26 protein-coding genes are annotated in these 23,949 nt (G+C 66.2%); 16 read left to right on the top strand and 10 right to left on the bottom strand.

The features are described from left to right. Window positions 1-80 precede the first annotated feature (80 nt). Window positions 81-962 (top strand): endo alpha-1,4 polygalactosaminidase, encoded by an 882-nt coding sequence (locus ACWMMN_RS35675; RefSeq protein WP_059241888.1) that lies wholly within the window; start codon window positions 81-83, stop codon window positions 960-962. A 174-nt stretch (window positions 963-1,136) separates the two neighbouring features. Continuing rightward, window positions 1,137-2,264: a porin gene (locus tag ACWMMN_RS35670; protein ID WP_059241886.1), complete on the top strand. Its 1,128-nt coding sequence runs from the start codon at window positions 1,137-1,139 to the stop codon at window positions 2,262-2,264. 21 nt (window positions 2,265-2,285) lie between these two features. Here the strand turns inward: ACWMMN_RS35670 and ACWMMN_RS35665 are convergent, their stop codons facing one another. Together ACWMMN_RS35665 and ACWMMN_RS35660 are read right to left on the bottom strand one after the other, a co-directional pair. Further along, complete coding sequence (locus tag ACWMMN_RS35665) at window positions 2,286-2,507, bottom strand: hypothetical protein (RefSeq protein WP_059242482.1); 222 nt, start codon at window positions 2,505-2,507, stop codon at window positions 2,286-2,288. A gap of 65 nt (window positions 2,508-2,572) precedes the next feature. Further along, complete coding sequence (locus ACWMMN_RS35660) at window positions 2,573-2,824, bottom strand: HPr family phosphocarrier protein (RefSeq protein ID WP_059241884.1); 252 nt, start codon at window positions 2,822-2,824, stop codon at window positions 2,573-2,575. 373 nt (window positions 2,825-3,197) lie between these two features. On the opposite strand from ACWMMN_RS35660, the gene ACWMMN_RS35655 reads away from it, so the two are divergent. Then, window positions 3,198-3,551, top strand: a complete 354-nt coding sequence (locus ACWMMN_RS35655; protein ID WP_006498247.1) for a zinc ribbon domain-containing protein YjdM — start codon at window positions 3,198-3,200, stop codon at window positions 3,549-3,551. A gap of 41 nt (window positions 3,552-3,592) precedes the next feature. Beyond that, window positions 3,593-4,429, top strand: coding sequence for a class I SAM-dependent methyltransferase (locus tag ACWMMN_RS35650; protein ID WP_174993956.1), 837 nt, complete (start codon window positions 3,593-3,595; stop codon window positions 4,427-4,429). A gap of 40 nt (window positions 4,430-4,469) precedes the next feature. On the opposite strand, the gene ACWMMN_RS35645 is transcribed toward ACWMMN_RS35650, so the two are convergent. Both ACWMMN_RS35645 and ACWMMN_RS35640 read right to left on the bottom strand, forming a co-directional pair. Then, complete coding sequence (locus ACWMMN_RS35645) at window positions 4,470-4,655, bottom strand: ribbon-helix-helix protein, CopG family (RefSeq protein ID WP_021158209.1); 186 nt, start codon at window positions 4,653-4,655, stop codon at window positions 4,470-4,472. An 87-nt stretch (window positions 4,656-4,742) separates the two neighbouring features. Continuing rightward, on the bottom strand, window positions 4,743-5,501 hold the full coding sequence (locus tag ACWMMN_RS35640; protein ID WP_059241880.1) for a YoaK family protein: 759 nt from the start codon (window positions 5,499-5,501) through the stop codon (window positions 4,743-4,745). Window positions 5,502-5,742: 241 nt separating this feature from the next. On the opposite strand from ACWMMN_RS35640, the gene ACWMMN_RS35635 reads away from it, so the two are divergent. Together ACWMMN_RS35635 and ACWMMN_RS35630 are read left to right on the top strand one after the other, a co-directional pair. Continuing rightward, window positions 5,743-6,093, top strand: coding sequence for a hypothetical protein (locus ACWMMN_RS35635; protein WP_059242480.1), 351 nt, complete (start codon window positions 5,743-5,745; stop codon window positions 6,091-6,093). Continuing rightward, window positions 6,090-6,302: a twin transmembrane helix small protein gene (locus tag ACWMMN_RS35630; RefSeq protein WP_006489184.1), complete on the top strand. Its 213-nt coding sequence runs from the start codon at window positions 6,090-6,092 to the stop codon at window positions 6,300-6,302. The genes ACWMMN_RS35635 and ACWMMN_RS35630 overlap by 4 nt, the downstream gene beginning before the upstream one ends. A gap of 160 nt (window positions 6,303-6,462) precedes the next feature. Here ACWMMN_RS35630 and ACWMMN_RS35625 read toward each other — a convergent pair whose 3' ends face one another. Beyond that, window positions 6,463-7,383: an AraC family transcriptional regulator gene (locus ACWMMN_RS35625; protein WP_342706421.1), complete on the bottom strand. Its 921-nt coding sequence runs from the start codon at window positions 7,381-7,383 to the stop codon at window positions 6,463-6,465. Between the two features lie 139 nt (window positions 7,384-7,522). On the opposite strand from ACWMMN_RS35625, the gene ACWMMN_RS35620 reads away from it, so the two are divergent. The 7 genes from ACWMMN_RS35620 to ACWMMN_RS35590 all read left to right on the top strand — a co-directional run bounded on the left by ACWMMN_RS35620 (window position 7,523) and on the right by ACWMMN_RS35590 (window position 15,526). After that, on the top strand, window positions 7,523-8,488 hold the full coding sequence (locus tag ACWMMN_RS35620; RefSeq protein WP_486424182.1) for an SDR family NAD(P)-dependent oxidoreductase: 966 nt from the start codon (window positions 7,523-7,525) through the stop codon (window positions 8,486-8,488). Between the two features lie 328 nt (window positions 8,489-8,816). Next, window positions 8,817-10,058, top strand: coding sequence for a hypothetical protein (locus ACWMMN_RS35615; protein WP_059241876.1), 1,242 nt, complete (start codon window positions 8,817-8,819; stop codon window positions 10,056-10,058). A 153-nt stretch (window positions 10,059-10,211) separates the two neighbouring features. Then, entirely contained in the window at window positions 10,212-11,141 is a 930-nt protein-coding gene (locus ACWMMN_RS35610) for a TauD/TfdA dioxygenase family protein (RefSeq protein ID WP_486424181.1), read from the top strand. Between the two features lie 46 nt (window positions 11,142-11,187). After that, window positions 11,188-12,219 carry an ABC transporter substrate-binding protein gene (locus ACWMMN_RS35605; RefSeq protein WP_059241872.1) on the top strand — a complete coding sequence of 344 codons (1,032 nt, stop codon included), beginning with the start codon at window positions 11,188-11,190 and terminating at the stop codon, window positions 12,217-12,219. Between the two features lie 67 nt (window positions 12,220-12,286). Further along, window positions 12,287-13,276 carry an ABC transporter ATP-binding protein gene (locus tag ACWMMN_RS35600; protein WP_486424180.1) on the top strand — a complete coding sequence of 330 codons (990 nt, stop codon included), beginning with the start codon at window positions 12,287-12,289 and terminating at the stop codon, window positions 13,274-13,276. Beyond that, the gene (locus ACWMMN_RS35595; RefSeq protein ID WP_342706417.1) at window positions 13,273-14,160 is read left to right on the top strand and encodes an ABC transporter permease; all 888 of its coding nucleotides are present in this window, start codon (window positions 13,273-13,275) and stop codon (window positions 14,158-14,160) included. Before ACWMMN_RS35600 ends, ACWMMN_RS35595 begins: the two co-directional genes overlap by 4 nt. Before the next feature lie 148 nt (window positions 14,161-14,308). Then, window positions 14,309-15,526 (top strand): acyl-CoA dehydrogenase family protein, encoded by a 1,218-nt coding sequence (locus ACWMMN_RS35590; protein ID WP_486424179.1) that lies wholly within the window; start codon window positions 14,309-14,311, stop codon window positions 15,524-15,526. A 61-nt stretch (window positions 15,527-15,587) separates the two neighbouring features. Here ACWMMN_RS35590 and ACWMMN_RS35585 read toward each other — a convergent pair whose 3' ends face one another. Both ACWMMN_RS35585 and ACWMMN_RS35580 read right to left on the bottom strand, forming a co-directional pair. Further along, window positions 15,588-16,775, bottom strand: coding sequence for an LLM class flavin-dependent oxidoreductase (locus ACWMMN_RS35585; protein WP_059241868.1), 1,188 nt, complete (start codon window positions 16,773-16,775; stop codon window positions 15,588-15,590). Window positions 16,776-17,053: 278 nt separating this feature from the next. Further along, entirely contained in the window at window positions 17,054-18,238 is a 1,185-nt protein-coding gene (locus ACWMMN_RS35580) for a porin (protein WP_059241867.1), read from the bottom strand. Window positions 18,239-18,725: 487 nt separating this feature from the next. Here ACWMMN_RS35580 and ACWMMN_RS35575 point away from each other — a divergent pair, with 487 nt between their 5' ends. Then, complete coding sequence (locus ACWMMN_RS35575) at window positions 18,726-19,070, top strand: DUF3088 domain-containing protein (RefSeq protein ID WP_059241864.1); 345 nt, start codon at window positions 18,726-18,728, stop codon at window positions 19,068-19,070. 47 nt (window positions 19,071-19,117) lie between these two features. Further along, entirely contained in the window at window positions 19,118-20,107 is a 990-nt protein-coding gene (locus ACWMMN_RS35570; protein ID WP_486424178.1) for an ABC transporter substrate-binding protein, read from the top strand. Between the two features lie 52 nt (window positions 20,108-20,159). Here the strand turns inward: ACWMMN_RS35570 and ACWMMN_RS35565 are convergent, their stop codons facing one another. From ACWMMN_RS35565 to ACWMMN_RS35555, 3 genes are all read right to left on the bottom strand, one after another. Further along, window positions 20,160-20,480 carry a hypothetical protein gene (locus ACWMMN_RS35565; protein WP_340626078.1) on the bottom strand — a complete coding sequence of 107 codons (321 nt, stop codon included), beginning with the start codon at window positions 20,478-20,480 and terminating at the stop codon, window positions 20,160-20,162. Window positions 20,481-20,718: 238 nt separating this feature from the next. Further along, window positions 20,719-22,308, bottom strand: a complete 1,590-nt coding sequence (locus ACWMMN_RS35560) for a hypothetical protein (protein WP_486424177.1) — start codon at window positions 22,306-22,308, stop codon at window positions 20,719-20,721. Further along, window positions 22,305-22,628 carry a hypothetical protein gene (locus ACWMMN_RS35555; protein WP_226196804.1) on the bottom strand — a complete coding sequence of 108 codons (324 nt, stop codon included), beginning with the start codon at window positions 22,626-22,628 and terminating at the stop codon, window positions 22,305-22,307. Before ACWMMN_RS35555 ends, ACWMMN_RS35560 begins: the two co-directional genes overlap by 4 nt. 448 nt (window positions 22,629-23,076) lie before the next feature. Here ACWMMN_RS35555 and ACWMMN_RS35550 point away from each other — a divergent pair, with 448 nt between their 5' ends. Next, window positions 23,077-23,802 (top strand): hypothetical protein, encoded by a 726-nt coding sequence (locus ACWMMN_RS35550; protein WP_486424176.1) that lies wholly within the window; start codon window positions 23,077-23,079, stop codon window positions 23,800-23,802. The last annotated feature ends 147 nt before the right edge of the window (window positions 23,803-23,949 follow it).

Below are 23,949 nucleotides of genomic sequence, written 5' to 3'. Positions count from 1 at the left end.
GCGTCCATCGCCGGGCAACCGGCAGTTCCGCAACGTGTAGTTCCATTCGTCATTCCGATCCCTCCACTGGAGATGCTTCGATGAAAAAGACCGTACGCAACCTTTCCTGTGTCGCGGCGCTCGCGCTGTGCGCATCGATCCTGCAGGCCTGCGGCGACGGGTCGTCCGACCCGTTGTCGGCCAAGGCCTTTGCCGCCCCGCCGCCGGCCGCTGCGGCGCCCGCGCGCGCCGCAGCGCACTGGACACCCGCGGCGTCCGACACGTGGCAATGGCAGCTCAGGGGCAAGCTCAATACGTCGTACAACGTCGCGATCTACGACATCGACCTGTTCGATACCGACCCGGCGACGATCGCGGCGCTCAAGCAGGCCGGGCGCAAGGTCGTCTGCTACTTCTCGGCGGGAAGTTCGGAGAACTGGCGGCCCGATTTCTCGAAGTTCAAGGAATCCGACCAGGGCAACAAGCTCGATGAATGGGAAGGCGAGCGCTGGCTCGACATCCGTTCGAGCAACGTGCGCGACATCATGGTGGCCCGCCTCGATCGCGCGGTGGCGAAGGGGTGCGACGGCGTCGAGCCCGACAACGTCGACGGTTACGCAAACGACACCGGTTTCCCGCTGCAGGACACCGACCAGTACGCGTTCAACGTGTTCATCGCGAACGAGGCGCACAAGCGCAACCTGGCGGTCGGGCTGAAGAACGACGTCGATCAGCTCGCAGCGCTCGAGCCGTCGTTCGATTTCGCGGTGAACGAGGAATGCAACGAGCAGAAGGAGTGCCCCGGCTACAAGGTGTTCACATCGAAGAACAAGCCGGTGCTGAATGCCGAGTATGCGGGCAAGTACCGCACACCGAGCGGGCAACGCACGCTGTGCGATGCGGCTCGCGCGCTCAACATGCGCACGCTCGTGCTGGCGAAGAAGCTCGACGACAGCTACCGGTTCAGTTGCGACGCATCCTGATCGAGCCGTGCCCGTGGTAACGGGCGAACCTGTGTGACCGATGCTCGCGCGCGCACGCCACGTGCCCAGGCGTGCGCGCCGCGAGCGTCGCGATGCCGTGATCCGGCGCAGCGCACGACCGATGCCGCGCCGGCGTCCGTTCAAATCGATTCGCAGTACTTATCCATAATCACGATGAAAAATTCCATGCTGGTTGCAGGCGCTGCCGTAGCGGCTGCGCTTTCCGTCGCCGCGCGCGCAGAAAGCTCGGTCACGCTGTACGGCACGATCGATACGGGGATTGCCTACCTGAACCACGCGGAAGGCGGGAAGTCGCGCGTGTCGATTTCGTCGGGCGCGCTGTCGTCGAACGAGTGGGGGTTGACCGGCAACGAGGATCTCGGCGGCGGGATGAGCGCGATCTTCACGCTCGAGAACAATTTCGACGTCGCGACCGGCCAGCTCGATGAAGGGCGGCTGTTCGGTGCGAAAGCGTTCGTCGGCATCGCATCGGACAGGTGGGGCAAGCTGACCCTCGGCCGGCAGAACGATCCCGTGACGGATCTCGTGCAGCCGATCACGGCCGATGCGTTCAGCGGACTGTTCGCGCCGCCCGGCGACGTCGACAACTACGACAGCAGCGTGACGTTCAGCAACGCGGTCAAATGGACGAGTGCGACATGGCGCGGCGTGACGGTCGCGGCGATGGTCTCGCCGGGCGGCGTGGCCGGCGCGTCGGGGTCGGGACTCGCATATGCCGGTGCGGTCGGCTATGCGGACGGCCCGCTGAGCGCCGCGGCCGGCTATCTGCACGTCGACAACGGCAATGCGATCCGTTCGACGCGCGGCGTGACGTCGGCCGATGCGTTCTTCAAAAGCGCTGTCAGTCGTGCGTATGCGTCGGCCCGTTCGATCGGGATCGCGCGCGCCGGCGCGCAATATGCGATCGGCAACGTGACGGTCGGCGCGGCGTTCAGCTTCAGCGAATATCGCCCCGACGCGGCGTCGACGTTTGTGCAGGCGGAGCGCTACCGGAACGGTTCCGCGTTCGCGCAATGGCAAGCGCTGCCGTCGCTGCTGGCCATCGTCGGCTACAACTTCACGTGGTCGGGCGGCGATTCGTCCGCGCGCTATCACCAGGTCAACGCAGGCGTCGACTATCTGCTGAGCAAGCGCACCGACCTCTATACGACCGTCGGCTACCAGCATGCGAGCGGTTTCAACGGGGCGGGGCCGGCCCAGGCCGTGATCGGGTCGTACAACGTCGATGCCGGCACGAATTCGCAACTGCTGGCGATCGTCGGCATCCGGCACCGGTTCTGAGCCCGGCGGTCCGGCCGCGCGTTACTTCCGGCTTTTCAGGAACGTACGCCCTTCGGCAGTGATCGACGCGCCGGAGCGGCCGTGCGCGGGATGGCTGACGAACCCCGCGCTGACGAGTTCCCGCGCGATCGACCAGCCGAGCGCCGGCGCATCGCGGCCGTAGCGTACGTCGGCGAGGCGTTCGAGTGCCCAGATCGCGGAGGCCGACAGGTTAGGGGTGTTGGGCGTGAGCGTGTCGTTCATCGCTTCCTCGTGAAATGGCGTTTCGGGGTGGGCGGCACGCGGCCGCGGGATCGGCGGCGCAAGCGTCAACTGGCTTGCAGCAACGGCAGCAGCGCCTGAAGCGCCGCTTCCTCGTCGGGGCCGGTGGCGAGCACCTGGGCCGACGTGCCGCCGTGTACCTGCAGCGACGCGATCGCGCCGCTGTCTTTTGCGTTGCTGCTGTGCCCGTTGGCGATCAGCTGGATGTCGCTGTCGAAACGGCGTGCCGCGTCGACGGTCGCGTCGCGCGCGATGCGGCCGCGATTGCGGTTCCATGCGGGGCCGATTTGAACGTACATAACGGTTGCCACGATGCTGGAAAACCTCCGGACAGGTGGTCGGGATCGGGGCGCGGCGCCGGGCCGGCGGCGCACCGGAGCGGCACGAAACGCGGGGTTGCGCGCATCGGGCGACCGGCGCTTCGCGATTCCCCGCAGGGTGCGCGACGCCATTCGGCACGAACGTGCCGGCATCCGCAGCGAAGGCGCCTTCAAGTTCGCGGATTGTCGCGAAACCGCGATTATAATACATCGGTCAGTCTATGTGAATTGCATTATAATGTCGTGTGCGCCGATACCGGCCCGCCGCGCTGCCGGCGGGCGCGCGACGACGCATCCGGGCACGCAACCTGCTCGCCCGGCATCGTGATCGACCGACCCGAACTCCTCCCGAATGGAAGCTGCAATGAATGCCCCCGCCTGCCCGCAATGCGCGATGGAAAACACTTACCCGGACGGCGCGCTGACCGTCTGCGCCGACTGCGGCCATGAGTGGTCGGCCGACGCAGGCGCCGAAGCCGGCGACGAACCGGCGGGCGACGTCGTCAAGGACGCGAACGGCAACGTGCTGTCGGACGGCGATTCGGTCGTGCTGATCAAGGATCTGCGCGTGAAGGGCTCGTCGATCACGCTGAAGATGGGCACCAAGGTCAAGAGCATCCGGCTCGTCGGCGGCGACCACGAAGTCGACTGCAAGACCGACATGGGCGGCTTCATGCTGAAGGCTTGCTACCTGAAGAAAGTCTGAGCGCACGCCGCGCCCGACGGCTTCCAACCGATTGCCCGCCCATGGCCGAGGATCGAACTTCCTACGACGCGTTCGTCAGGTTCCTGGCGACGCCGCTGAACGACGGTCGGCCGTTCGTGCTGGAGACGCAGCACGCGGTATCGCTGCATTTCGATCATTTCGGCACCCAGAGCTTCATGTCGCTTCGCGATCCGGTGCGGCTCGAGCTCGGGTATACGCGCGTGATGATGGGTTTTCTGCTGCTGCAGGCCGAACCCGCCCACATCTGCATGCTCGGGCTCGGCGGCGGTTCGCTCGCGAAATACTGCTACCGGCACCTGCCGGGTACGGCGATCGACGCGGTCGAGATCAACCCCGACGTGATTGCGTTGCGCGATGTCTTCAGGATTCCTGCCGATGATGCGCGATTCAGGGTGGTATGCGCCGACGGCGCGGATCATCTGGAGCGGGTGGATGTCCGGACGGACGTGATCCTGCACGATGCATTTGTCGCCGACGGCATGCGGGGCCGCTGTGCGGGCGTCGCATTCATCGACGCGTGCCGCGCGCGCCTGGGCGACACCGGCGTGCTCGCGATCAACTTCATGGACGACGATCCGGCGTTGCCGCAGCACCTCGAGCAGTTGCGATCGGTATTCGGTTCGTCGTATGCGCTGGTGCCGTGCGGCGACGACAACAACTTCGTTGCATTCGCATGGAGGGACGGCAGCCGGCTGCCGTCGCTGCGCATCCTGCTGGAGCGTGCGCTTGCATGCGCGCAGGCCGGCGAGCTGAAGCTGGCGGCCACCGCGAGGCGCATGAAGGACGGGGAGGGTATCGATCCGCGGCGGCTGGTCTGGCGCGCGCAGTCGCACGGACGATGGGAGATCGGTGCGTAATCGGTGCGTAACAGGCCGGTAGCCGACGCTGCGGCCGCGCTTACTTCACGCGCTTGCCGAGCGCGCTCTTGGTCTTGTAGGTGACGCCGTGCCGGTCGAGATATTCGCGGATCAACTGCCGCACGACTTGCGACGGCGTAAGATCCTGCTCCGCGCAGAGCATCTCGAAGGCTTCCTTCTTCGCGGGATCGATCAGGACGGTCAGGCGGGCGGTTTTCGTTTCCATTACGGGGCGAGGGTGGTCGGTATGTTAATCAAATTATAATCGATCCGCTTTCGGCACTATCGCTGGAAATGCCGTCCTGGCGCGCGATCAGCGTTTGTTGCGCAGTAGCGCGAGCAGGTCGTCGAGCACCGGCACGATGGCGAGCGTGACGAGCACCGCGGCGAGCGGCACGGTCGACACGTAGCCGACATGCTTGAAGCCGACCGCGCCGGCCAGGCCGCCGACGAAGAACGACGTGAGCATCGTCGCGTGAATCCTCAGTTTCGAACGATTGGCAATCACCGCGTGCGCGTCGACGTCGATGGCCGACCGGTTCCAGTAGAACAGCTTCCCGAGCTCGATGCCGAGGTCGGTCACGATGCCCGTCATGTGCGTCGTGCGGATTTCCGCGCCCGACAGCTTCGTGATTGTCGCGTTCTGCAGCCCCATGATGAAGCACAGCAGCGTCACGGTCACGGGCACGAAGAACGTTTCCCACAGTGCGAGGTGGCTGCCGAGCAGCCCGAACAGGAGCAGCAGCGCGGCTTCGACCAGCAGCGGCAGCATGAACTGGCTGTGCAGGCCGCGGCGGCGGCCCCAGTTGACCAGGATCGCCGAGCAGCCGGCGCCGATCAGGAACGATCCCAGCGAGCTGATGCCGGCGAGCGCGAGGCGCACGTCGCCGAGTGCCGTCTGGTCGGCGATGGCCGACACGATGCCGCTCATGTGCGACGTGTATTGCTTGACCGCGAGAAAGCCGCCGGCATTGGCCGCGCCGGCGACGAACGCGAGCGAAAACCCGAGCTGGCGGTTCGCGGTCGCGCTGCGGTGTTTTCCCGTCAGGTTTCGAAAGTACTGCGCTGGCATAGGGGCTTCGCTCAATCGCCGCGGATCGCGGGCACGGACGGGAGAGCCGGCGCCGGACGGCGGGCTGGGCGCGCCGCTTGCGCCGGATACCGGGTCTGTCGAATCATGTGACGAACATGATAATGTCATTATCATACTCTGTTGGCTGGATGGGGCTTTCAGTACAATGATGCGCGATGCAGCCGCGCTTGCCGTTTCGTTGCCGCGCGGCGTCTGCTTGCTCACTTCTGCCCACCGCTTCATGACTCCGATCAAGTTCATCCTTCGCTACACTGCGATCCCGTTCACGGCCATCGTGGCTGTGGTGATCTGGACTGTCATACCATCGTCGAAAGAGATCGATGCGAGACAATATGCGGCGCTGTCGCGCGCGTACGCGAGTTTCCCGCTGCCGTTCCGGCGGGAAATCTCGGAAACGATGGAACACGGCCGCATCAACGACCGGCGCTACCAGGCACTCGTGCGCGACTCGCTGGGCAATGGCGTCGCGCTGGACTGGCCGGCGTCGGGCGTCGGCGATGTCGCCGACGAGCGGCAAAAACTGGCCGAACTGATTCAGGCCGATTCGGATCTTCAAAGGCAACAGCAATGAAAACCCTGCTGGTTTCTGTGGCATTCGCGATGATCATCGCGAGCTTGATCTTCGCGCTGTATTTCATGAATCACGATCGCGGCAAGTCCAAGCGGATGGCGTGGTCGCTCGCGGCACGCGTCGGGCTGTCGGTGACGCTGTTCTTGTCGCTGCTGATCGCCTACAAGCTTGGCTGGATCGAGCCGACCGGGTTGCCGATCGGGCGCTGAGCGAGGCCGGCCCCGTGGCATGCGGGGCATTTTCGGAAATGCGAGTTTCGATATCCAATAGAAGTATTGTGATAAGAATACTTATCCCGATACTGTTGATGCGAACGAATGGCGTCGATGGATGGGCGGCATTGGATGCTGGAAGAAGGGCGGAACGACGCTAGTTGCCGGGCTCGTTCGCCACGTCATGGCGATACGCGCGCGGCGAGCAGCCCGCGATGCGCTTGAACGCATGCCCGAACGCGCTATCCGAGTCGTAGCCGAGCATCTGCGCGACCGCCGATATCGATGCGTTCGAGCGTCGCAGCGCTCGCATCGCGAGCTGGATCCGCCATCGCAGCACGTATTCGAGCGGCCCGAATCCCAGCCGCCGCTTGAAATGCAGCGCGAACGTCGAACGCGATACATGGCAGCAGGCCGCCAGCGCGTCGACGGTCCAGCGTTGCGCGGGCGCCGCGTGAATGGCGGCCAGCGCCGCGCTGACCCGTGAATCGGCGAACCCGGCCAGCCAGCCGACATCGCCGTTCGCGCCTTCGTCCACATAGCGCCGCAGGATCTGCACCAGCATCATGTGTCCGAGATGCCGGACCATCAGCGACCCGCCCGGCGACGATGCGCCGAATTCCTGCGCGAGCTGCTGCAGCGACCAGCGCAGCACCGCCGCCTGTTCGGAGTCGCCGCTCACGACGACCACCGGCGGCAGGCTGCCGAGCAGCAGCGGCATGCCTTCTTCGTACGCGAAGCGGCCGCCGATCAGGAAGCAATTGGCCGGTTCGCCATAGCGCGCGATACCGCGTTCGACGTGCCGGTACACATCGGCGGCCGGCACGGGTGCGACCGACGGATCGCTCGCCAGCGAAAATGCCCGCGGCGCGGCCAGCAGGAAGCAGTCTCCCGTGCGCAGCCGGACGGGCGGCCCCGCACCGTCGACGGTCAGCCAGCAACTGCCTTCGACCACCGCGTTGAACTTGATGCCGTCGGGCGGCGGCAAGTCGATCGCCCACTCGCCGCCGGCCCGCAGGCCGGTGAAAAACGAGTCGCGCGTTTCCAGCAGCGACAACACTTCCGATAGCGGGTCCACGGGCAATCTCCGGACGATCTCGACGAAAAACCGGATTCTATTGCATTCACAGTCCGGGTGCGCCGCCGGAGAATGAACACGTGCCGTGACGTGACCGATGGGCGGCCGCGTGCGGCATGCATCGTTCCTGGAGCCTTCAATGACGAGCAGGCAACACCCCCTTCATTCCGGATTCGACGCCGCATCGACGGCGAGCGACGTACTGGCCGGCCTCGACCTCCGCGGCAAGACCGCCATCGTCACGGGCGGCCAATCGGGCCTCGGCCTCGAAACGACGCGTGCGCTGGCGCAGGCCGGCGCGCACGTCGTCGTCGGCGCGCGGAGCGTCGAAGCTGCACGCGACGCGACGCGCGGCATCGACGGCGTGGAGATCGCGGCGCTCGAACTCGCCGACGCCGCGAGCGTGGCGGCATTCGCCGCACGATTCGTCGATGCGCGGCGCAACGTGCATATCGTGATCAACAGCGCGGGCATCATGGCATGCCCCGAGACGCGCGTCGGCGACGGCTGGGAAGCGCAGATGGCCGTCAATCATCTCGGCCACTATGTGCTCGTCAACCGGCTGTGGCCGGTGCTCGCGCACGGCGACGGCGCACGCGTGGTCGCGGTGTCGTCGCTCGGGCACCGGCTGTCGCCGATTCGCTGGGACGACGTTCAGTTCGCGCGCGGTTACGACAAATGGCTGGCGTACGCGCAGTCGAAGACCGCCAACGCGCTGTTCGCGGTGCAACTGGATGCGCTCGGGGCCCGCTTCGGCGTCCGCGCGTATTCGCTGCATCCGGGCAAGATCGCGACGCCGCTGCAGCGTTATCTGACGCGCGCGGAAATGATGGCGCAGGGCTGGGTGGACGAGCACGGGGTGCCCGTCGATCCGACTTTCAAGACGCCGGCGCAGGGGGCGGCCACCCAGGTCTGGGCGGCCACGTCGCCGCGCCTTGCCGATCTCGGTGGCGTCTATTGCGAGGATTGCGATATTGCGGCGGTGACGCGCGGCGACGAGGAATCGGGGGTGCGGCCGCATGCAATCGATCCGGAGGACGCGGCGCGCCTGTGGGCGTGGTCCGCGGCATTGACGGGTATCGACGCCTTCGCGGCGCAGCGCTGACGCCCGAGTGCGCATCGCGAGACGCACGGATATCGGCGACGGTGCGATACCCGTCGCGAGACCGGTCATGCACGCGCCGCATCCGTCAGCGCACATCCGTGCGACGGCGGTGCGTGCGTCCGTTCATCGATCCGGTTCGGAACACGCCGGTATCGCCCGCCCGGGGACGCCGGTCGAACGCCGGGCCGGCGCGAACGACGTCGCCCGGCAAGTGCGTTTCGCGCCCACATTACGCGTCGTGCGGCGGCGGCCGCTCGCGTCGACATGGTTAGAATGATCGCGGCAACCTGGTCCTTTCTGCTGCACGTCACCTGATCGACACGCACCGATGACATTACAAGAACTCGAAAACCTGATGCGAAGCCTGTTCGAGGATGAGAGCCTCGACGACTTCGGCAAGAGCGACTACAGCCTTTCGTTCGTCGTGCCCGGCAAGGTCCGGGACGTCAAGGCCGCGTTGCTGGCCCGTACGGGCCCGGCCGGATGGGACGGCGAGTCGGTGCACTGGTTTTTCCGGAACGATGCCGACGACTGGGCGCTGTATCTGCGCGGGGTCCCGAACTCGGTGTTCTGCCTCGCGACCGTGCAGTCGCTGCATACGCAGCACATGCAGCAACATCTGGACGCGGCGGCGATCACGCCGGCGCAGCAGGCCATCTACGACGCCGAGGAGGCGCAGCGCCGGCAGGAGGCCGAAGCACGGCAGCGGCGCGACACGCGAACCGAGCCGCTCGCGCCGCTCGGCGGGCCGTTCCATACCGATGGCGAACGCGTCTGGGCGCGCGTCGGCAGCGGGCATCGCTATCACGCGCTCAACCATTTCGATCTCGGCAGCTTCCGGCATCTGGTCGACAACTTTGCGGTCGATGCATCGGGATTGCGCCATTACGCGTCCGGTGCCGCGTCCCGCTACGACGACGCGGGCGAAGGGCTCATCGCCGACGGGGATGCGGCCACGCTGGAATCGCTCGGCGGCGACTGGTATCGCGACGCACGGCAGGCTTACTACGTCGATCGCGGCATCCACGATCCCGATCACGGGCAGTGCCATCTGGTCGTGGTCAAGGCCGACGCGGCCAGCCTCACGCATATCGGCGGCGCGTATGCGCGGGATGCCAAGCACCTGTTCTGCGCCGGCGTGCGCAAGCGCGGCATCGACGATCCGGCCGGTGTGGTCGGCCTCGGCTACCGGTATGCGCGGCTCGGCACGCAGATTCTTTACGACGGCAAGATCGTGACCAGGCCGGGGCGCGTCGACGTGGAAACGGCGCGCGGCGTCTTTCACGACATGCTGATCGATGCGGACGGTCATGTGCTGTGGGGGAAGAATTACCGCAAGCCGTTGCCGGGGATCGATGCAGCCAGCCTGCGCTTTCTGAATTGGTCGTTCGCAGTCGACGACCGGCGTGTCTACTACCGCACCAGCACGAACCTGGCCGTATGCGAAGGCGTCGACCGCGCGAGCGTGGAGGCCGCGCCGCCGATGGGTATCCGCGACCGGCACGGGGTGATCGCGCTGCGCTATCCGGACGGCATCGCACGGGTGCCGGATTCGCCGACGGAATCCTGACGGCTTCGGGCGGTGGGTGTCGCACGCCGCCGGGCCGTATGCGCGAGCAGCGATCTTTATCGCTGCAGCAGATAACCGTATCGGAATCGCTTCGTTGACGCGATCCGGCACGCGCTCGTAGATTCGCGTTTTGACCGAATCAAGGGCCGTGCCGTGACCACTACCGCCATCCGCGATGCCGCACCGCGTTCTACCGGGCTGCCGCCCGCATTGCGGCCGGGCCATGCGGCGCAACGCTTCGACATCGTGCCGTTCGACGGGCCGCTCGGCGCCGAAGTGATCGGCCTCGACCTGGCGCAGCCGCTCGATGCCGATGGTTTCGCGCGCATCCATCGCGCGCATCTCGACCATCACGTACTGGTGTTTCGCGACCAGCGCATCACGCCCGACGAACACATCGCGTTCAGCCGCCGCTTCGGCCCGCTGCAGATCCATGTGCTGCACCAGTTCGCACTGGCCGGTCACCCGGAGGTGCTGATCGTGTCGAACATCGTCGAGAACGGCAAGCCGGTCGGGCTCGGCGACGCCGGTCATTTCTGGCACTCCGACCTGTCGTACAAGGAAAAGCCGAGCCTCGGCTCGCTGCTGCACGCGCAGGAATTGCCGGCGGAAGGCGGCGACACGCTGTTCGCGAACATGCATCTCGCATGGGACACGCTGCCGGCCCACCTGCGCAGCGCGATCGAAGGGCGGCGCACCGAACATACGTATCTCGCACGTTATGCGGAACTGCAGGCGCGCAGCCCGTGGCGGCCGAACCTGTCGCCGGAGCAGATCGCGCAGGTGGCCGCGGTCGTCCATCCGGTCGTGCGCACGCATCCGGAAACCGGCCGCAAGGCCTTGTTCGTCAGCGAGCATTTCACGACGCGCATCGTCGGGCTGCCCGACGACGAAAGCCGCGCGCTGCTCGCCGAACTGTTCGCGCACAGCGTACGCGCCGAGCACCAGTACCGGCACCAGTGGCGCGCGCACGATCTCGTGTTCTGGGACAACCGGTCGCTGATGCATCTCGCCGCCGGCACGCCCGACCACCTGCGCCGCAAGCTGTACCGCACGACGATCGAAGGCGACGCGCCTTTCTGAGCCGCGCGCTGCGTCATTCATCCGCCCCTTCCGCACTGGAGTTCCGATGTCGTTTTCGTTCTTGCCGGCGCGTCGCGCGCTGGCGGCCACGCTCACCGCCGCGCTCGCGTTCGCCGGCGCGGTCATCCCGCAAGCCGCGCACGCGGAGGGCCGCATCCGCATCGCCGAGCAGTTCGGCGTTGTCTACCTGATGCTGAACGTCGCGCGCGACCAGCAACTGATCGAAAAGGAAGGGCGCAAGGCCGGCCTCGACATCAAGGTCGACTGGGTGCGGCTGTCGGGCGGGGCGGCCGTGAATGACGCGCTGCTGTCCGGCGCGGTCGATATCGCCGGCGCGGGCGTCGGGCCGCTGCTGACCGTGTGGGACCGCACGCGCGGCCGGCAGAACGTGAAGGGCGTCGCGTCGCTCGGCAACTTCCCGTACTACCTCGTCAGCAGCAACCCGAACGTGAAGACGATCGCCGACCTGGGCGCGAAGGACCGCATCGCGGTGCCGGCGGTCGGCGTGTCGGTGCAGTCGCGCGTGCTGCAGTACGCGGCCGCGAAGCAGTGGGGCGACAAGCAGTTCGACAAGCTCGACGCGCTCACGCAGGCGATTCCGCATCCGGACGCGACAGCCGCGATGCTCGCGAACAGCAGCGTGATCACCGGCCACTTCGGCAATCCGCCGTTCCAGGAGCAGGAACTCGCCGGAAATCCGAACGCGCACATCGTGCTGAATTCCTACGACGTGCTCGGCGGCCCGAGCTCCGCAACGGTGCTGTACGCGACCGAGAAATTCCGCAACGACAACCCGAAGACCTACCGCGCATTCGTCGCGGCGCTGGCCGACGCCGCGCGGCAGATCGCGGCCGACCCCGAGCGCGCAGCCGATACGTATATCCGCGTGAACGCGTCGAAGATCGATCGCGCGCTGCTGCTGAAGATCCTGCGCAATCCGCAGGTGCAGTTCAAGACCGCGCCGCAAAACACGCTGCCGCTCGCGCAGTTCATGCATCGCACGGGGGCGATCCGCAACGAACCGAAGTCGTGGCGCGACTACTTCTTCGACGACCCGGCGACGGCCGGCGGCAGTTGAGTGGGCCCGATGCTTCGACGCCGCGATCGACGCTTATGCGTCGGCACGGTTTCGATATGCGCAATCGATGGTTGGTCCGCACGACGCCCGGCCGTATGTTGATGCTTTCCCCGCAAGAGATTCGATCGTGAACGCCACTTCCCTCCGAACCTGGCTGTCGCCGTATGCGGCACGCGGCGGCGCGTCGCCTGCCGGTCAGTCCGCGCCCGACACACGTGTTGCCGGTCGGCCTGCCGCGAATGCCGCGCAGGCCGGCGCGCACAGCGAGCGGCTGCTGGCCATCGACCGCGTCAGCCTCGAATACCGCAGCGGCGCACGGATCGTACGCGCGACGCATCAGGTGAGCTTCGACGTGTATGGCAGCGACCGCTTCGTGCTGCTCGGCCCGTCAGGGTGCGGGAAGTCGACGCTGCTGAAGGCGATCGCCGGTTTCATCGAGCCCGTCGCGGGTTCGATCGCGCTCGACGGCCGGCCCGTGCGCGGGCCGGGGCACGACCGCGTCGTGGTGTTCCAGGAATTCGACCAGTTGCCGCCGTGGAAAACGGTCGTCGAGAACGTCGCGTTTCCGTTGCGCGCCGCCGCGAAGCTGTCGCGTGCCGAAGCACGTGAGCGTGCGCAGCACTATCTCGACAAGGTTGGCCTCGGCGCGTTCGCCGATGCCTATCCGCATACGCTGTCGGGCGGCATGAAGCAGCGCGTCGCGATTGCGCGCGCGCTTGCGATGCAGCCGCGCGTGCTGCTGATGGACGAACCGTTCGCCGCGCTCGATGCGCTCACGCGCCGCAAGATGCAGGAAGAACTGCTGCGGCTGTGGGACGAGTTCCGCTTCACGCTGCTGTTCGTCACGCATTCGATCGAGGAAGCGCTCGTCGTCGGCAACCGCATCCTGCTGCTGTCGCCGCATCCGGGCCGCGTGCGCGCGGAACTCAACAGTCACGAGCATTCGCTCGACAACGTCGACACCGGCGACTTCCGCGACAACGTCGCGCGGATCCATCGTCTGCTGTTCGATACCGATGCAACGAACGAGCCGACGACGGAGGACGCCGCATCATGAATCCGATCGATCCGGCGCTGCCGCCGCTGCCGCCCGTTCGCGCGGAATACGAGCGTACGCTCGACACGCTGCCCGACGCCGAACGCGCGGCGCCGGCGTCGCTGCTGCGCCGTGTCGTCGGCGCGGGCTGGTTCCGTCGCAGCGTGATCGCGCTCGTGCTGATCGCCGCATGGGAGATCGTCGCGCGCATCGTCGCGAACGATCTGCTCGTCCCGACCTTCGGCGCGACGCTGGCCGCTTTCGTACAGGGCATCGAGTCGGGCGAACTGCTCGTGAAGACCGGCATCTCGATGTCGGTGCTGCTGCGCGGCTACGCGCTGGGGGTGCTTCTGGCGTTCGCGTTGACGTCGCTCGCGGTATCGACGCGCATCGGCCGGGATTTGCTGACGATGCTCACGTCGATGTTCAATCCGCTGCCGTCGATCGCGTTGCTGCCGATCGCGCTGCTGTGGTTCGGACTCGGTACGGGCAGCCTGCTGTTCGTGCTCGTGCATGCGGTGCTGTGGCCGCTTGCGCTCAGCATGTACACGGGCTTCGCGGGCGTGCCGGCCACGCTGAAAATGGCCGGGCGCAACTACGGCCTCACGGGCCTGCGCCAGATCGTGCTGATCCTCGTGCCGGCTGCGCTGCCGTCGATCCTGGCGGGCCTGCGCGTCGGCTGGGCATTCGCGTGGCGCACGCTGATCGCCGCCGAACTCGTGTTCGGCGCGAGCGCGGGGCAGGGCGGGCTCGGCTGGTACATCTTCCAGAACCGCAACGAGCTGTACACGGACCGCGTGTTCGCGGGCCTGGCGGCCGTCATCGTGATCGGGCTGCTCGTCGAGAACCTCGTGTTCGACACGCTCGAGCGCGCGACCGTGCGGCGCTGGGGCATCCAGCACTGACGCCACCTTGCGCGAACAATCCCGGCGCATGCATAACCAAAGCTGAAATCGGCTTTTCGCGCGCGCCGGGTGCGTCCCTATACTTTGCGGAAACCGCGATCGCGCGATGCCGCGACGTGCCCGATCTTCCCGAACGAGGACCTGCCGAATGACTGCTCGTGATGCCGTCGATCCGCGCGACGCATTGCGCGACGCGCTGGCCGCACTGCCCGATCTCGCGAACGCGATCGGGCAGGATGCCGCACAACGCGAGGCGCGTCGCGAACTGCCGTTCGACGGCTTCGCGATTTTCCGCCGCTCGGCGCTGGGTGCGCTGCGGATTCCGGTGGCGCGCGGCGGCCTGGGCGGGACGCTGGTCGACCTGTTCGACACGATTGCGACGCTGGCTGCCGCCGATTCGAATCTCGCACACGCGCTGCGCATCCACTACGACCAGACCGAGACGCTGCGGCTGTCGCCGCGCACGCCGTTTAACGACGTGCAGCTCGAGCGCGTGCTGGCCGGCGCGATCTTCGGCGGCGCGTCGACCGAGCGCGGAACGTCGCGACCGGGCGAGAACACGACCGTGCTGCGCCGGGACGGCGATCACCACCGCGTGACGGGCCGGAAATACTATTCGACGGGCACCGCGTTTGCCGATTTCGCACGCATCAACGTGGAGAACGAGCAGGGCGACGCGCTGGCCGTGATCGTTCCCGTTGCGCGCGATGGCCTGCAGGTACTCGACGACTGGGACGGGATGGGCCAGCGCATGACGGCGAGCGGCAGCCTGCTGCTGGAAGACGTGCAGGTCTTCGCGGACGAAGTCGCCGCGCGCGACGGGTCGACGCTCGTCGGACGTCATTGCGGCGCACTGCGGCAGCTTCATCTCGTCGCGACGGGCGCGGGCATCGTGCGCAACGTGCTGGCCGATGCGCGCCGCTACGTGCTCGCGCACGGCCGCCCGGCGCTGCACAGCCCGGCGCCGACCGCGCGCGACGATCATTTCATCCAGCAGATCGTCGGCGAGCTGTCCGCGCACAGTCACGCGATCGACGCATTGGTGCGCGAAAACGCGCGCACGCTCGACCGCTCCGCCGATGCGATCGAAGCGGGCGACGCCGGCGCGCATGCGCTCGTGCTCGACAGCGCGCTTGCGACCGCGCGCACGCAACTGATCGTCAGCAAGCTTGCGCTGCATGCGGCCGAACGGCTGTTCGAAGTGGGCGGCGCGTCGGCAACGGCGCGCGAGCACAACCTCGACCGCCACTGGCGCAACTTGCGCACGATCTTCAGCCACAACCCGCTGCTGCACAAGGCACGCGTGGTCGGCGATTACGAACTGAACGGCGTGACGACGCACCTGACCGAAGGGCGCGTGTTCTGACGGCGGTCGCCGCTGCGGCGGCGGCCCGTGCCGTGCGATGCGCCGGGCTTCTGCGCCGGCCTCAGCGTCTCAGGCCGGCTTCGCGCAGCAGCGGCAACACGCGCGCGCCGAAGAAGTCGAGATCCGGCTTGAAGTCGTAGAAGCTCAGCTGGATGCCGTCGATGCCCGCGCGGTGCAGCCGCACGATCGTATCGGCGACTTCGTCGGGCGAGCCGGTGATCGAGATATTGCCGCCGATCGCGCGCGCGGCGGCCTGCGCGCGCTGCTCGAAACCGCCACGCCACGCATGCGCGTCGCTGTCGAAGCGGTGGAAGCTGCCTTCGTCGGCATGCGCGACGATCGCGTCGCGGTATGCGCGCGCTTCGGCCGCCGTTTCGCGGCAGATGACGAGCGGATTGAGCAGCGTGCGGATCGTGCGGCCTCGCGCGGCGGCGGCCGCCTTCACGCGTGCGGTATGCGCGGGTAGCGCGTCGATCGCGCGTTGCGCATCGGGGCCGGCCGGGCTCGTGACGAACACGATGTCCGAATAACGTGCCGCGAATGCGATGCCCGCCTCAGAGCCGGTCGCGTTGATCAGCAGCGGGCGGCCGTAGTGCGGCTTCGGCGTCACGAATGCACCACCCAGCTGCCAGCTCGACAGTTCGGGCGTGTAGCTGAAATTGTCCGGTTGTGCCCACAACTGCTGGACTGCATCGAGGAATTCGGCGGCCATCTCGTAGCGCCGGTCGTGCTCGATCCGGTTCCAGCCGAACATCTCGTGCTCGATCGCGCGGTGGCCAGTCACGACGTTGATGCCCCAGCGTCCGCGCGAGATGTGGTCGAGCGTCGCGGTGAATTTCGCGAAATGCAGCGGATGCCACGGACCGTAGAGCACGTGGCTCGTCGCGACGAGGATGATCCGCTCGGTGCGCGCGGTCAGCGCGGCCAGCGTCATGAACGAGTCGAGTGCCTGTCCGTCGAACACGCCACCGTAGCCGCCTTTCGGGAGCCACTGCGACAGCGCGAACACGAGATCGAAGCCGAGCGCTTCGGCGCGCGCGACCAGGTCGGCGTTGTAGTCGAACGTCCAGTCGGTCGAGCGCGGCAGCGTCGACGCGCTCCATCCGCCGGCCTGGATCGGCAGGAACAACCCGAGCATCAGCGGTTGCGCGAGGACACGCGAGACGGGGCTGTCGGGGAAATCCGCCGGCGAGCGGACATCGACGAAAGGCGACGGCGCGATCGAGGCGGCGACGGAGGTATCGCTCATGACGGGGTCCTTGCGAGGTATGCGCGCGCCGGGCGATGACGACGATCGGGACGCCCGCGCGGTTGTTCGGCATCGGCGAAGGCTCCCCGTCCACCCCCGCGCCTCTGTGGCGGACGGGAACGGACGCCGGTCATGATCGAACGCGTATCGAACGCGTATCGAACGCGTATCGCACTCGGGGCCGCGCGCAGGGAAACACCCATTCTCGGCAACCCGGCGTGGCGCGGCAAACAACGATTCCCGCTTTGCTTATCGCGCCGCGCCCGATGCGCGTGCCGTCAGAACTTCACGCGCAGCCCGCTGACGAACGCGAGCTGGCGGTTCGTCGACGACGCGCTGCCGATGTTCGAGATCGCCGCGATCTTGCGATAGCCGCCCGGCGTTGCCGTGCTCGCATCGCCGGCCGCAAGCTGGTAGATGCCCGACACGTAGATATCGGTGCGCTTCGACAACGCATAGTCGAACCCGAGCGTGAACTGGTGCCAGCGCGGTTTCAGCGTCTGGCCGCTGGTGCCCGGCAGGCCGCTCGCGCGCCCGTCGGTGAACGTGTAGACACCGATCAGCGTGGCCGACGGCGTGATCTGGTAGCGCGCGTTGACGTCGTAGTTGTTGAACTTGCGCGACGAGCCGTCGAGATAGTCGAGCTGCGTGTGGCTCCACGCGAAGCCGAGCGTCGTGCGGCCGAGCGCGTAGTTCGCGCCCAGCGCGCCGATCTGCTGCTTGAGCACGCCGCCGTTCAGCCCGTAGAAGAACGCGCCGCTGTAGTCGTTGCCGGTGGTCGAGGTTGCGCCGCCCACCGCACCGCTCGTGTTCGACGTCGAGTTCGGATGATTGAAGCGCACGTAGCCGCCGCCGATCGACAGGGGGCCGTTCACGTAATTCGCGGATGCGCCCCACGCGTTGTTGTTCGAGAACCCGGTGCCCGCACCGCCGCTGGCCTGGTTGCTGAACGCGTAGAGCAAGTCGGCCGTGAAGCCGGCGATCGTGTCGCTGCGGAACTTCACCGCGTTGTTCAGCCGGAAGCTCTGGTTCAGGTTGTCGTTGTCGCCCACGTGCGTGGCCGGCGACCAGAAGCCCGCTCCCGAGTACTGCGCGACGAGATCGGTGATCGGCTCGTACTGGCGGCCGAAGGTCAGCGTGCCGAGCCCTTTCTTGCCGAGGCCCACGTACGCGGACCGGCCGAACAGGCGGCCGCCCTGGCCGAGCCCGCCGTCGCTCGGCCGGAACCCGCTTTCCAGCGTGAAGACCGCCTGCAGGCCCCCGCCGAGATCTTCCGTGCCTTTCAGGCCCCAGCGGCTGCCGCTCAGCTTGCCGCTCGTCTGCTGGATGTTGCTCGCGCCGCCCTGGTTGTTCGTATAGGCGATACCGGCGTCGACGACGCCGTACAACGTGACCGAACTCTGCGCGTGCGCACTGACCGAACCGATCGAAACCAAACCCAGGACTACCGATTTTTTGATCATGACTATCCTCTGTTTTTATGGGTACCTCTGTGAGGATCACGATGCTATTGACGACGGGCGCGCCGACGAACGGCCGATCCGTGGTTTGTAAATCGCTGCGCCGCCGATTTGTAATGTGCGTTGCCGCCCGCCCGCCAGGTGTGCCGCGATCGCGTCCGGCACGCATGCTGCGGCGAACGCATCGCGCGGACCGCGAACGTCGCCCGCCGGAAATGCGCGTGCGCCGTCATATCGATCGATGAAATCGTTCGATGTCCGCAATAGCGGTCGTTCGCGTTGCGATGCGTTTACGCAACGATCCGCTAGGCGGCGACCGGCCGATGCGCTACGCGCGCAAGCATATCGATTCCGCAAAACGTTGGTAGGGCCGTGCCAGGCGTAACGGTAGAGTCGAGCATCCGGTCGCCGGCCGGCATGCACCGGGAACGCGAACGTGCGCAAGCGCGTGTGCGTCCCGGCTGAACAATCAACACGGGAGCCGTTCGACATGAGTCGCGATGTACTGTTTCTGCTGGAGCCGGGCTTTGCCGATCCGAAGCATCCGGGCCAGCGCTTCGTCTGCCCGCACGGGCTGTCGATCGAAGGGCTGCTGGCGAGTGAACCCGAGCGCGCCGGCCGCCTCGACGTGAAGCGCGTGGGCTTCGAGCGGCCGCGGCCGGCCGTGATCGAGGTGCTCGACGACGCGCACCAGGGCCTGCCGGTTCTCGTGCTCGGCCGCGACCAGCCCGCGCCGGACGACGCGCAGACGCTCGGCGACGTGCGCTTCGTTACCGACGCGCGCCGTATCCTCGAACTGCTGGCCGAGCGCCACGGGTTTCCGGCGCTGCATTGACGCGCCGTTTCACGTCCTATCCGTTATCCGATCGACAGGAGTATCCGATGTCGTCCATTTCGGCGGCACGCCGCCGCTTGCTGCTTGCCGGCGCCGCGGTCGCGGCGAGCCCGGTTGCCGCGTTCGCCGCGCAGGCCGCGTCCGCCGATCTCGCCGGTACGACATTGCGCGTCGCGACCTACAAGGGCGGCTGGCGCGCGCTGCTGCAGGCGGCCGGGCTCGGCGACACGCCATACCGGATCGACTGGCGCGAGCTGAACAACGGCGTGCTGCATATCGAGGCACTGAATGCGGACGCGCTCGATATCGGTTCGGGCAGCGAAATTCCGGCCGTGTTCGCCGCGCGCCAGAAAGCCAGCGTGCGGTTCATTTCGCGGGTGCGCGAAGACCTCAACAACCAGGTTACGCTTGCCCGCAAGGACACGCCGATTCGCAGCATCGCGGACCTGAAGGGCAAGCGCGTCGGCTACGTGCGCGCGACGACGTCGCACTATTTCCTGTATCGCCAGCTTGCGGAGTCGGGGCTGAGCTTCGACGACATCCAGCCGGTCAACCTGTCGCCGACCGACGGCTTGTCCGCGTACGACCGCGGCGACATCGATGCGTGGGCGATCTACGGTTACAACGGCCAGCTCGCGCGCCACCGCTACGGCGCTCGCGTGCTGAAGACGGGGAAGGGCTATCTGTCGGGGAATTTTCCGGTGTACGCGAATCCCCGCACGCTCGACGATGCGCGCCGCCGCGCGGCCACGGGCGATCTGTTGCTGCGGTTCCGGCATGCGTATGCGTGGGCGAACGGGCATTTCCGCGACTATGCGCTCGCGCAGAACCGCGAGACGCGCGTGCCGGCTGCCGATCTCGTCGCGATGTTCGATCAGCGCAGCGAAGACTACGCGCTGCTGCCGGTGACGCCCGACGTGGTGGCGCAGCACCAGCAGGTCGCGGACGTGTTTGCCCGCATCGGCGTGCTGGACGGCCCGGCCCGGGTCGCGCCGTTGTGGGATACGTCGTTCAATGCGGTGGTGGCGACGGGGTGACGCGATCGGCGCCGGACGCCGCGTGCCGGATTCGAAGCCGGACCTGCCGGGATCAGGCGAACGTCGTCGCGACCATGATGCCGAATACGACCCCGAGCGCGATCCCGCAGAGCCGGCCGTAAATCGAGGCGCGAACATTGTCGTCGAGCACGAACGGCGAGCGCTTGTGTTTCCACACCGTGCTGAACGCCACCGGGCGGGTCAGCAGCGCAATGCATGCGATCAGCACCGGCGTGGCGACGAGCAGCGCGATGCGCTGGCCGTTCCAGTCGACGCCGTGCATGGCCAGCGAAATCAGTGCGGCAAGCGGCACCTCGACGCACAGGCCCAGCAACGAGCCGTTGACGAAGGAATCTCCGGGTGTCTGGAACATGATCGGGTCGTACCGTTCGAAGCAAACCGGTGCCCGGTTCGGGCCCCTGAAAATAAGCGCCGCGACCGCGTGGGACGGTCGTGGCCAGCCGTGTTCAACATTGGGTTGACGGGCGGATGGTAAGGCAAAGCGTCGGCCGGTTGTCGCTCCTTCAAGTAATTTGACAAACACCCCGGCCGGTGGCGTGACGGCCGGGGTCTGTACGCGCCGGCAAGCGGGCGTCGTGGCGTCGGCGCGTCTACGGGATGGCCTTCGCCATGGCCATGACGAGGTTGCTCGACTGCTGGACGATGGTGTTTCGATACGATTCGAACATCGGATCGGTCAGCTTCGCGTCATCGCCATTCGAGAAGTGCGTCATCACGGGCGTATGAAGATGGCCTGCGAAGATCTTTCCGTCGGGTGCGAGCGTGTCGCGCAGCAAGGTGTTCCGGTAGCCGCTTTCGTTCGACAGGTAGTTTCCGCCGCCGCCGTTCTGCGCGCATGAAAGTACCGCGGGCGCGGTCGGCGCCGTGGTCGGCGGATACGTATCCGAACCGGTGAAGCTCACGACGCTCGCGGCATTGCCGCAGTCGGTAAATTCGGAATGGTCCGTATGCCAGATCACCGCGTATCCGCCAGGTTGCGACGCACCCGGCAGGGTGATTGCCGCGCCGGAATTCGCCGCAATCATCGCATCGAACGGTAGCGTGGTCGTCGTGAACTGCTTGGGCAGATAGGCTTGCCACGGTTGCGGATCGAAGCCCAGAACGTCATCCGGCGGATAGATGTCCGCGTCCTGCATGCCGGGCAACAGCGGGGCCGCCCGCGGGTTGCCGATCGTCGTGCCGAGATTGTCGGGGTACGCGGCCGCGTGATAACGGCCGTGCCAGTTCTCGATCCAGAATTCTCCCTCTCCGCCCTGGCTCATCGTGATCGACGCATTCACCCGTTCGGCGCCCGTGAAGAAAGGGGCGAGCGTATGTTCCTGCATGCCCTTGCGGAACGGATCGTAGTCGACCGGCAGCAGGTAGGTCTGGATCACGGCGGTCGACCCGTCGGCCAGCCGGATCTGCCGATTGTTGAGTGCGAGCGCGACAGCGCCTGACGGATTGCCCGTCCTGATGTTGGTGGACGGATGGTTCGCGCCCGGCGTGCCCAGCGTGAACGGATCGAACCCGCTGACGACGATCCGCTTGATGCCGGCGCCCGACGGGAAGCTCATCGCATATTGTCCGCGCGACGCACGTTCGAGTACCCATTGCAGCTGCGCCCGTTGCTCGGTCGTCAGCGATGTCTGCGGCACCCATTGGCGCAGCGCCAGCGTCATCTTCAGGCGCGCCCAGTAAAGCATCCGGTCGTCGCTTTGCGGCAGCGTGCCGGCCACCTGCCGGCCCTGTACGCGGTCGACCGTTGCCTGCCACAGTGCCTGCCCGGAAATCTTGACCGTGCGGACCGCGTCGGCAAACGAGTGGATCGCACCGTCGGTGCAGAGCTGCCTGACGAAGTTCGGCCCGAACTGGTCGAAGCCGGCAGCGGCGAGCAACTGGTCGGCGAACGGCGTGGTGACCCCCGGCAGCACGTTGACGAGCCGCTGCTCTTCAACCGATGGCGTGACGCCTGCGTTCATGCAGCCTGCGTACTGGGCTGCCGGGGGCGGGTTGGTGGCGCCGTTCGGCGGGATCAGGGAAGGCGCAGGATCGGCGGGGCCGGTCGTCGGCGCGGACGGGGAGGCGGTCTGGCCGGCCACGGGGGGCGACGCAGCCGTGTCGGATTGGGTGTCGCCGCCGCAACCGGCGAGCCCCAGCACGGTCGTCCAAAGCAGCGTTGCGAGTCGGGTGCGCTTCACTTTGCCGTCCCTCCACTCGCGGGTGCCGCCGGCGGGGCGGGCAGATCGGAGCGCTTCGGCAGCGGTTGACTGCATTCGCCATCAAAGTACGGACCACTGATCAATTTCCATGCGGCATTCGGCGCATTGGCCGAACACTTCACGTCGCTTCCGTCCCGCCATTGGTAGTACGCGCCCTGGTACTGAGCAAAGGCAGTCGTGCTCAAAGCGACCAGCGCAAACATTATCAATGCTCGTTTCAAAATGACCTCCCGCCTCGTTGATTGCCAATTGATGTTGAGTAAAGTCTGGCTTTGACCGGTCAAGAAAATGAATGACATGCGTCAATGAGTTCGACACACGGACGAAGGGTAAGAAGAAAAAAAGCGCGTCGCTAACGAGTTTTTCTTCGCGCCACGTATAGAAAACCTTAACGAAGATCCGGGTTTTCCCGGTGCGGAAAACTAAACGTCAAATCTCTTTTCTGGTAAACGATCGACACGTATAAGTGAGCTGGCGCACGCGCTGTCAGCGCGAGGCGGAGCAGGCTTCGGGATGCGCGTGGCACTCGCGGCATGAGTGCGGAATGGTTCAGGCAGGCCGTGCATTCGCGAATGCATTGCTTCATGCTTGACTGTGTTTTTCAGCTGCGTTACAAATAGTTACATGCGGGGATTCGTGTAAATGTGGCCGATACGGCGGGTCGGCTATTTGTTAAAAAATAACAAACGAGCATTATCGAGTGCCTCGTTTTGATGAAAACGAATATTAATAATCTGGAAAAACGAGATGAATGTGCGTTGTGTGTCGTGCCTGGCTTCCATTGCCGTTTCAACGTTTCTGACAGGGTGCGTTTCGGTACAGCCCAAGGCCATTTCGCAAGACGGCACGGCAGCGTTGGGTGGCAAGACGATTGTCGTCAGCACCTATGAAACACCCAGCTTCAGCGCGATGACACCGGGCAAGGCCATGTTCGGCCTGATCGGCGGGGCCGTCATGATCAGCACCGGCAACAGCTTCGTTCGGGACAACCGGATTGCCGACCCGGCGGTCGCGATCGGCAACGGCCTTGCAAAAGCGCTCGCTGAAAAATACGGGGTTGTCGTCAAGCCGGCAGGCGACGCCAAACCGCTGGCCACGGATGCGCTCGATGTGCTCGTCGCGCAATATCCGGGCAACGACCTGATCATGGACAGCCGAACGATTAACTGGATGTACACGTATTTCCCCAACCACTGGGGCACCTATCGGCTGGTTTATTCCGCGAAGATCCGTCTCATCGACGCGCGTTCCAAAACCGTGCTTGCGGAAGGCGTGTGCAGCCGGGTACCGGAGTATTCGGCCGATCTGCCGGATTACGACACGCTCACGGGCAATGGCGGCGCGTGGGTGAAGGAGAAACTGCGCAGCTATGCCGACGCGTGCGTGAACGAATTCGGCGCAGCGTCCCTGGCCCTGCCGCAGTTTGCGAGCCAGACGAACACGGCGCAGCCGGTTCCGGCTGCACCGCAGTAACGCGCAGTCGTACCGGGGCCACCCGGTACGACTGCGGTGGGTGCCGCACAGGTGCGCCACCGCAGGCAGATCCACTGGGGTCTTTCTGAAATGGACGTGGTGTTGCCGATGCCGCGATCGATTCCTGTCGCGATCGCATGAAGAGGG

The sequence above is a fragment of the Burkholderia cepacia complex sp. TUM26381 genome (assembly GCF_057439935.1).
The sequence above is the reverse complement of the archived record's forward strand: the minus strand, read 5'-3'. Positions and strand labels throughout refer to the sequence as shown.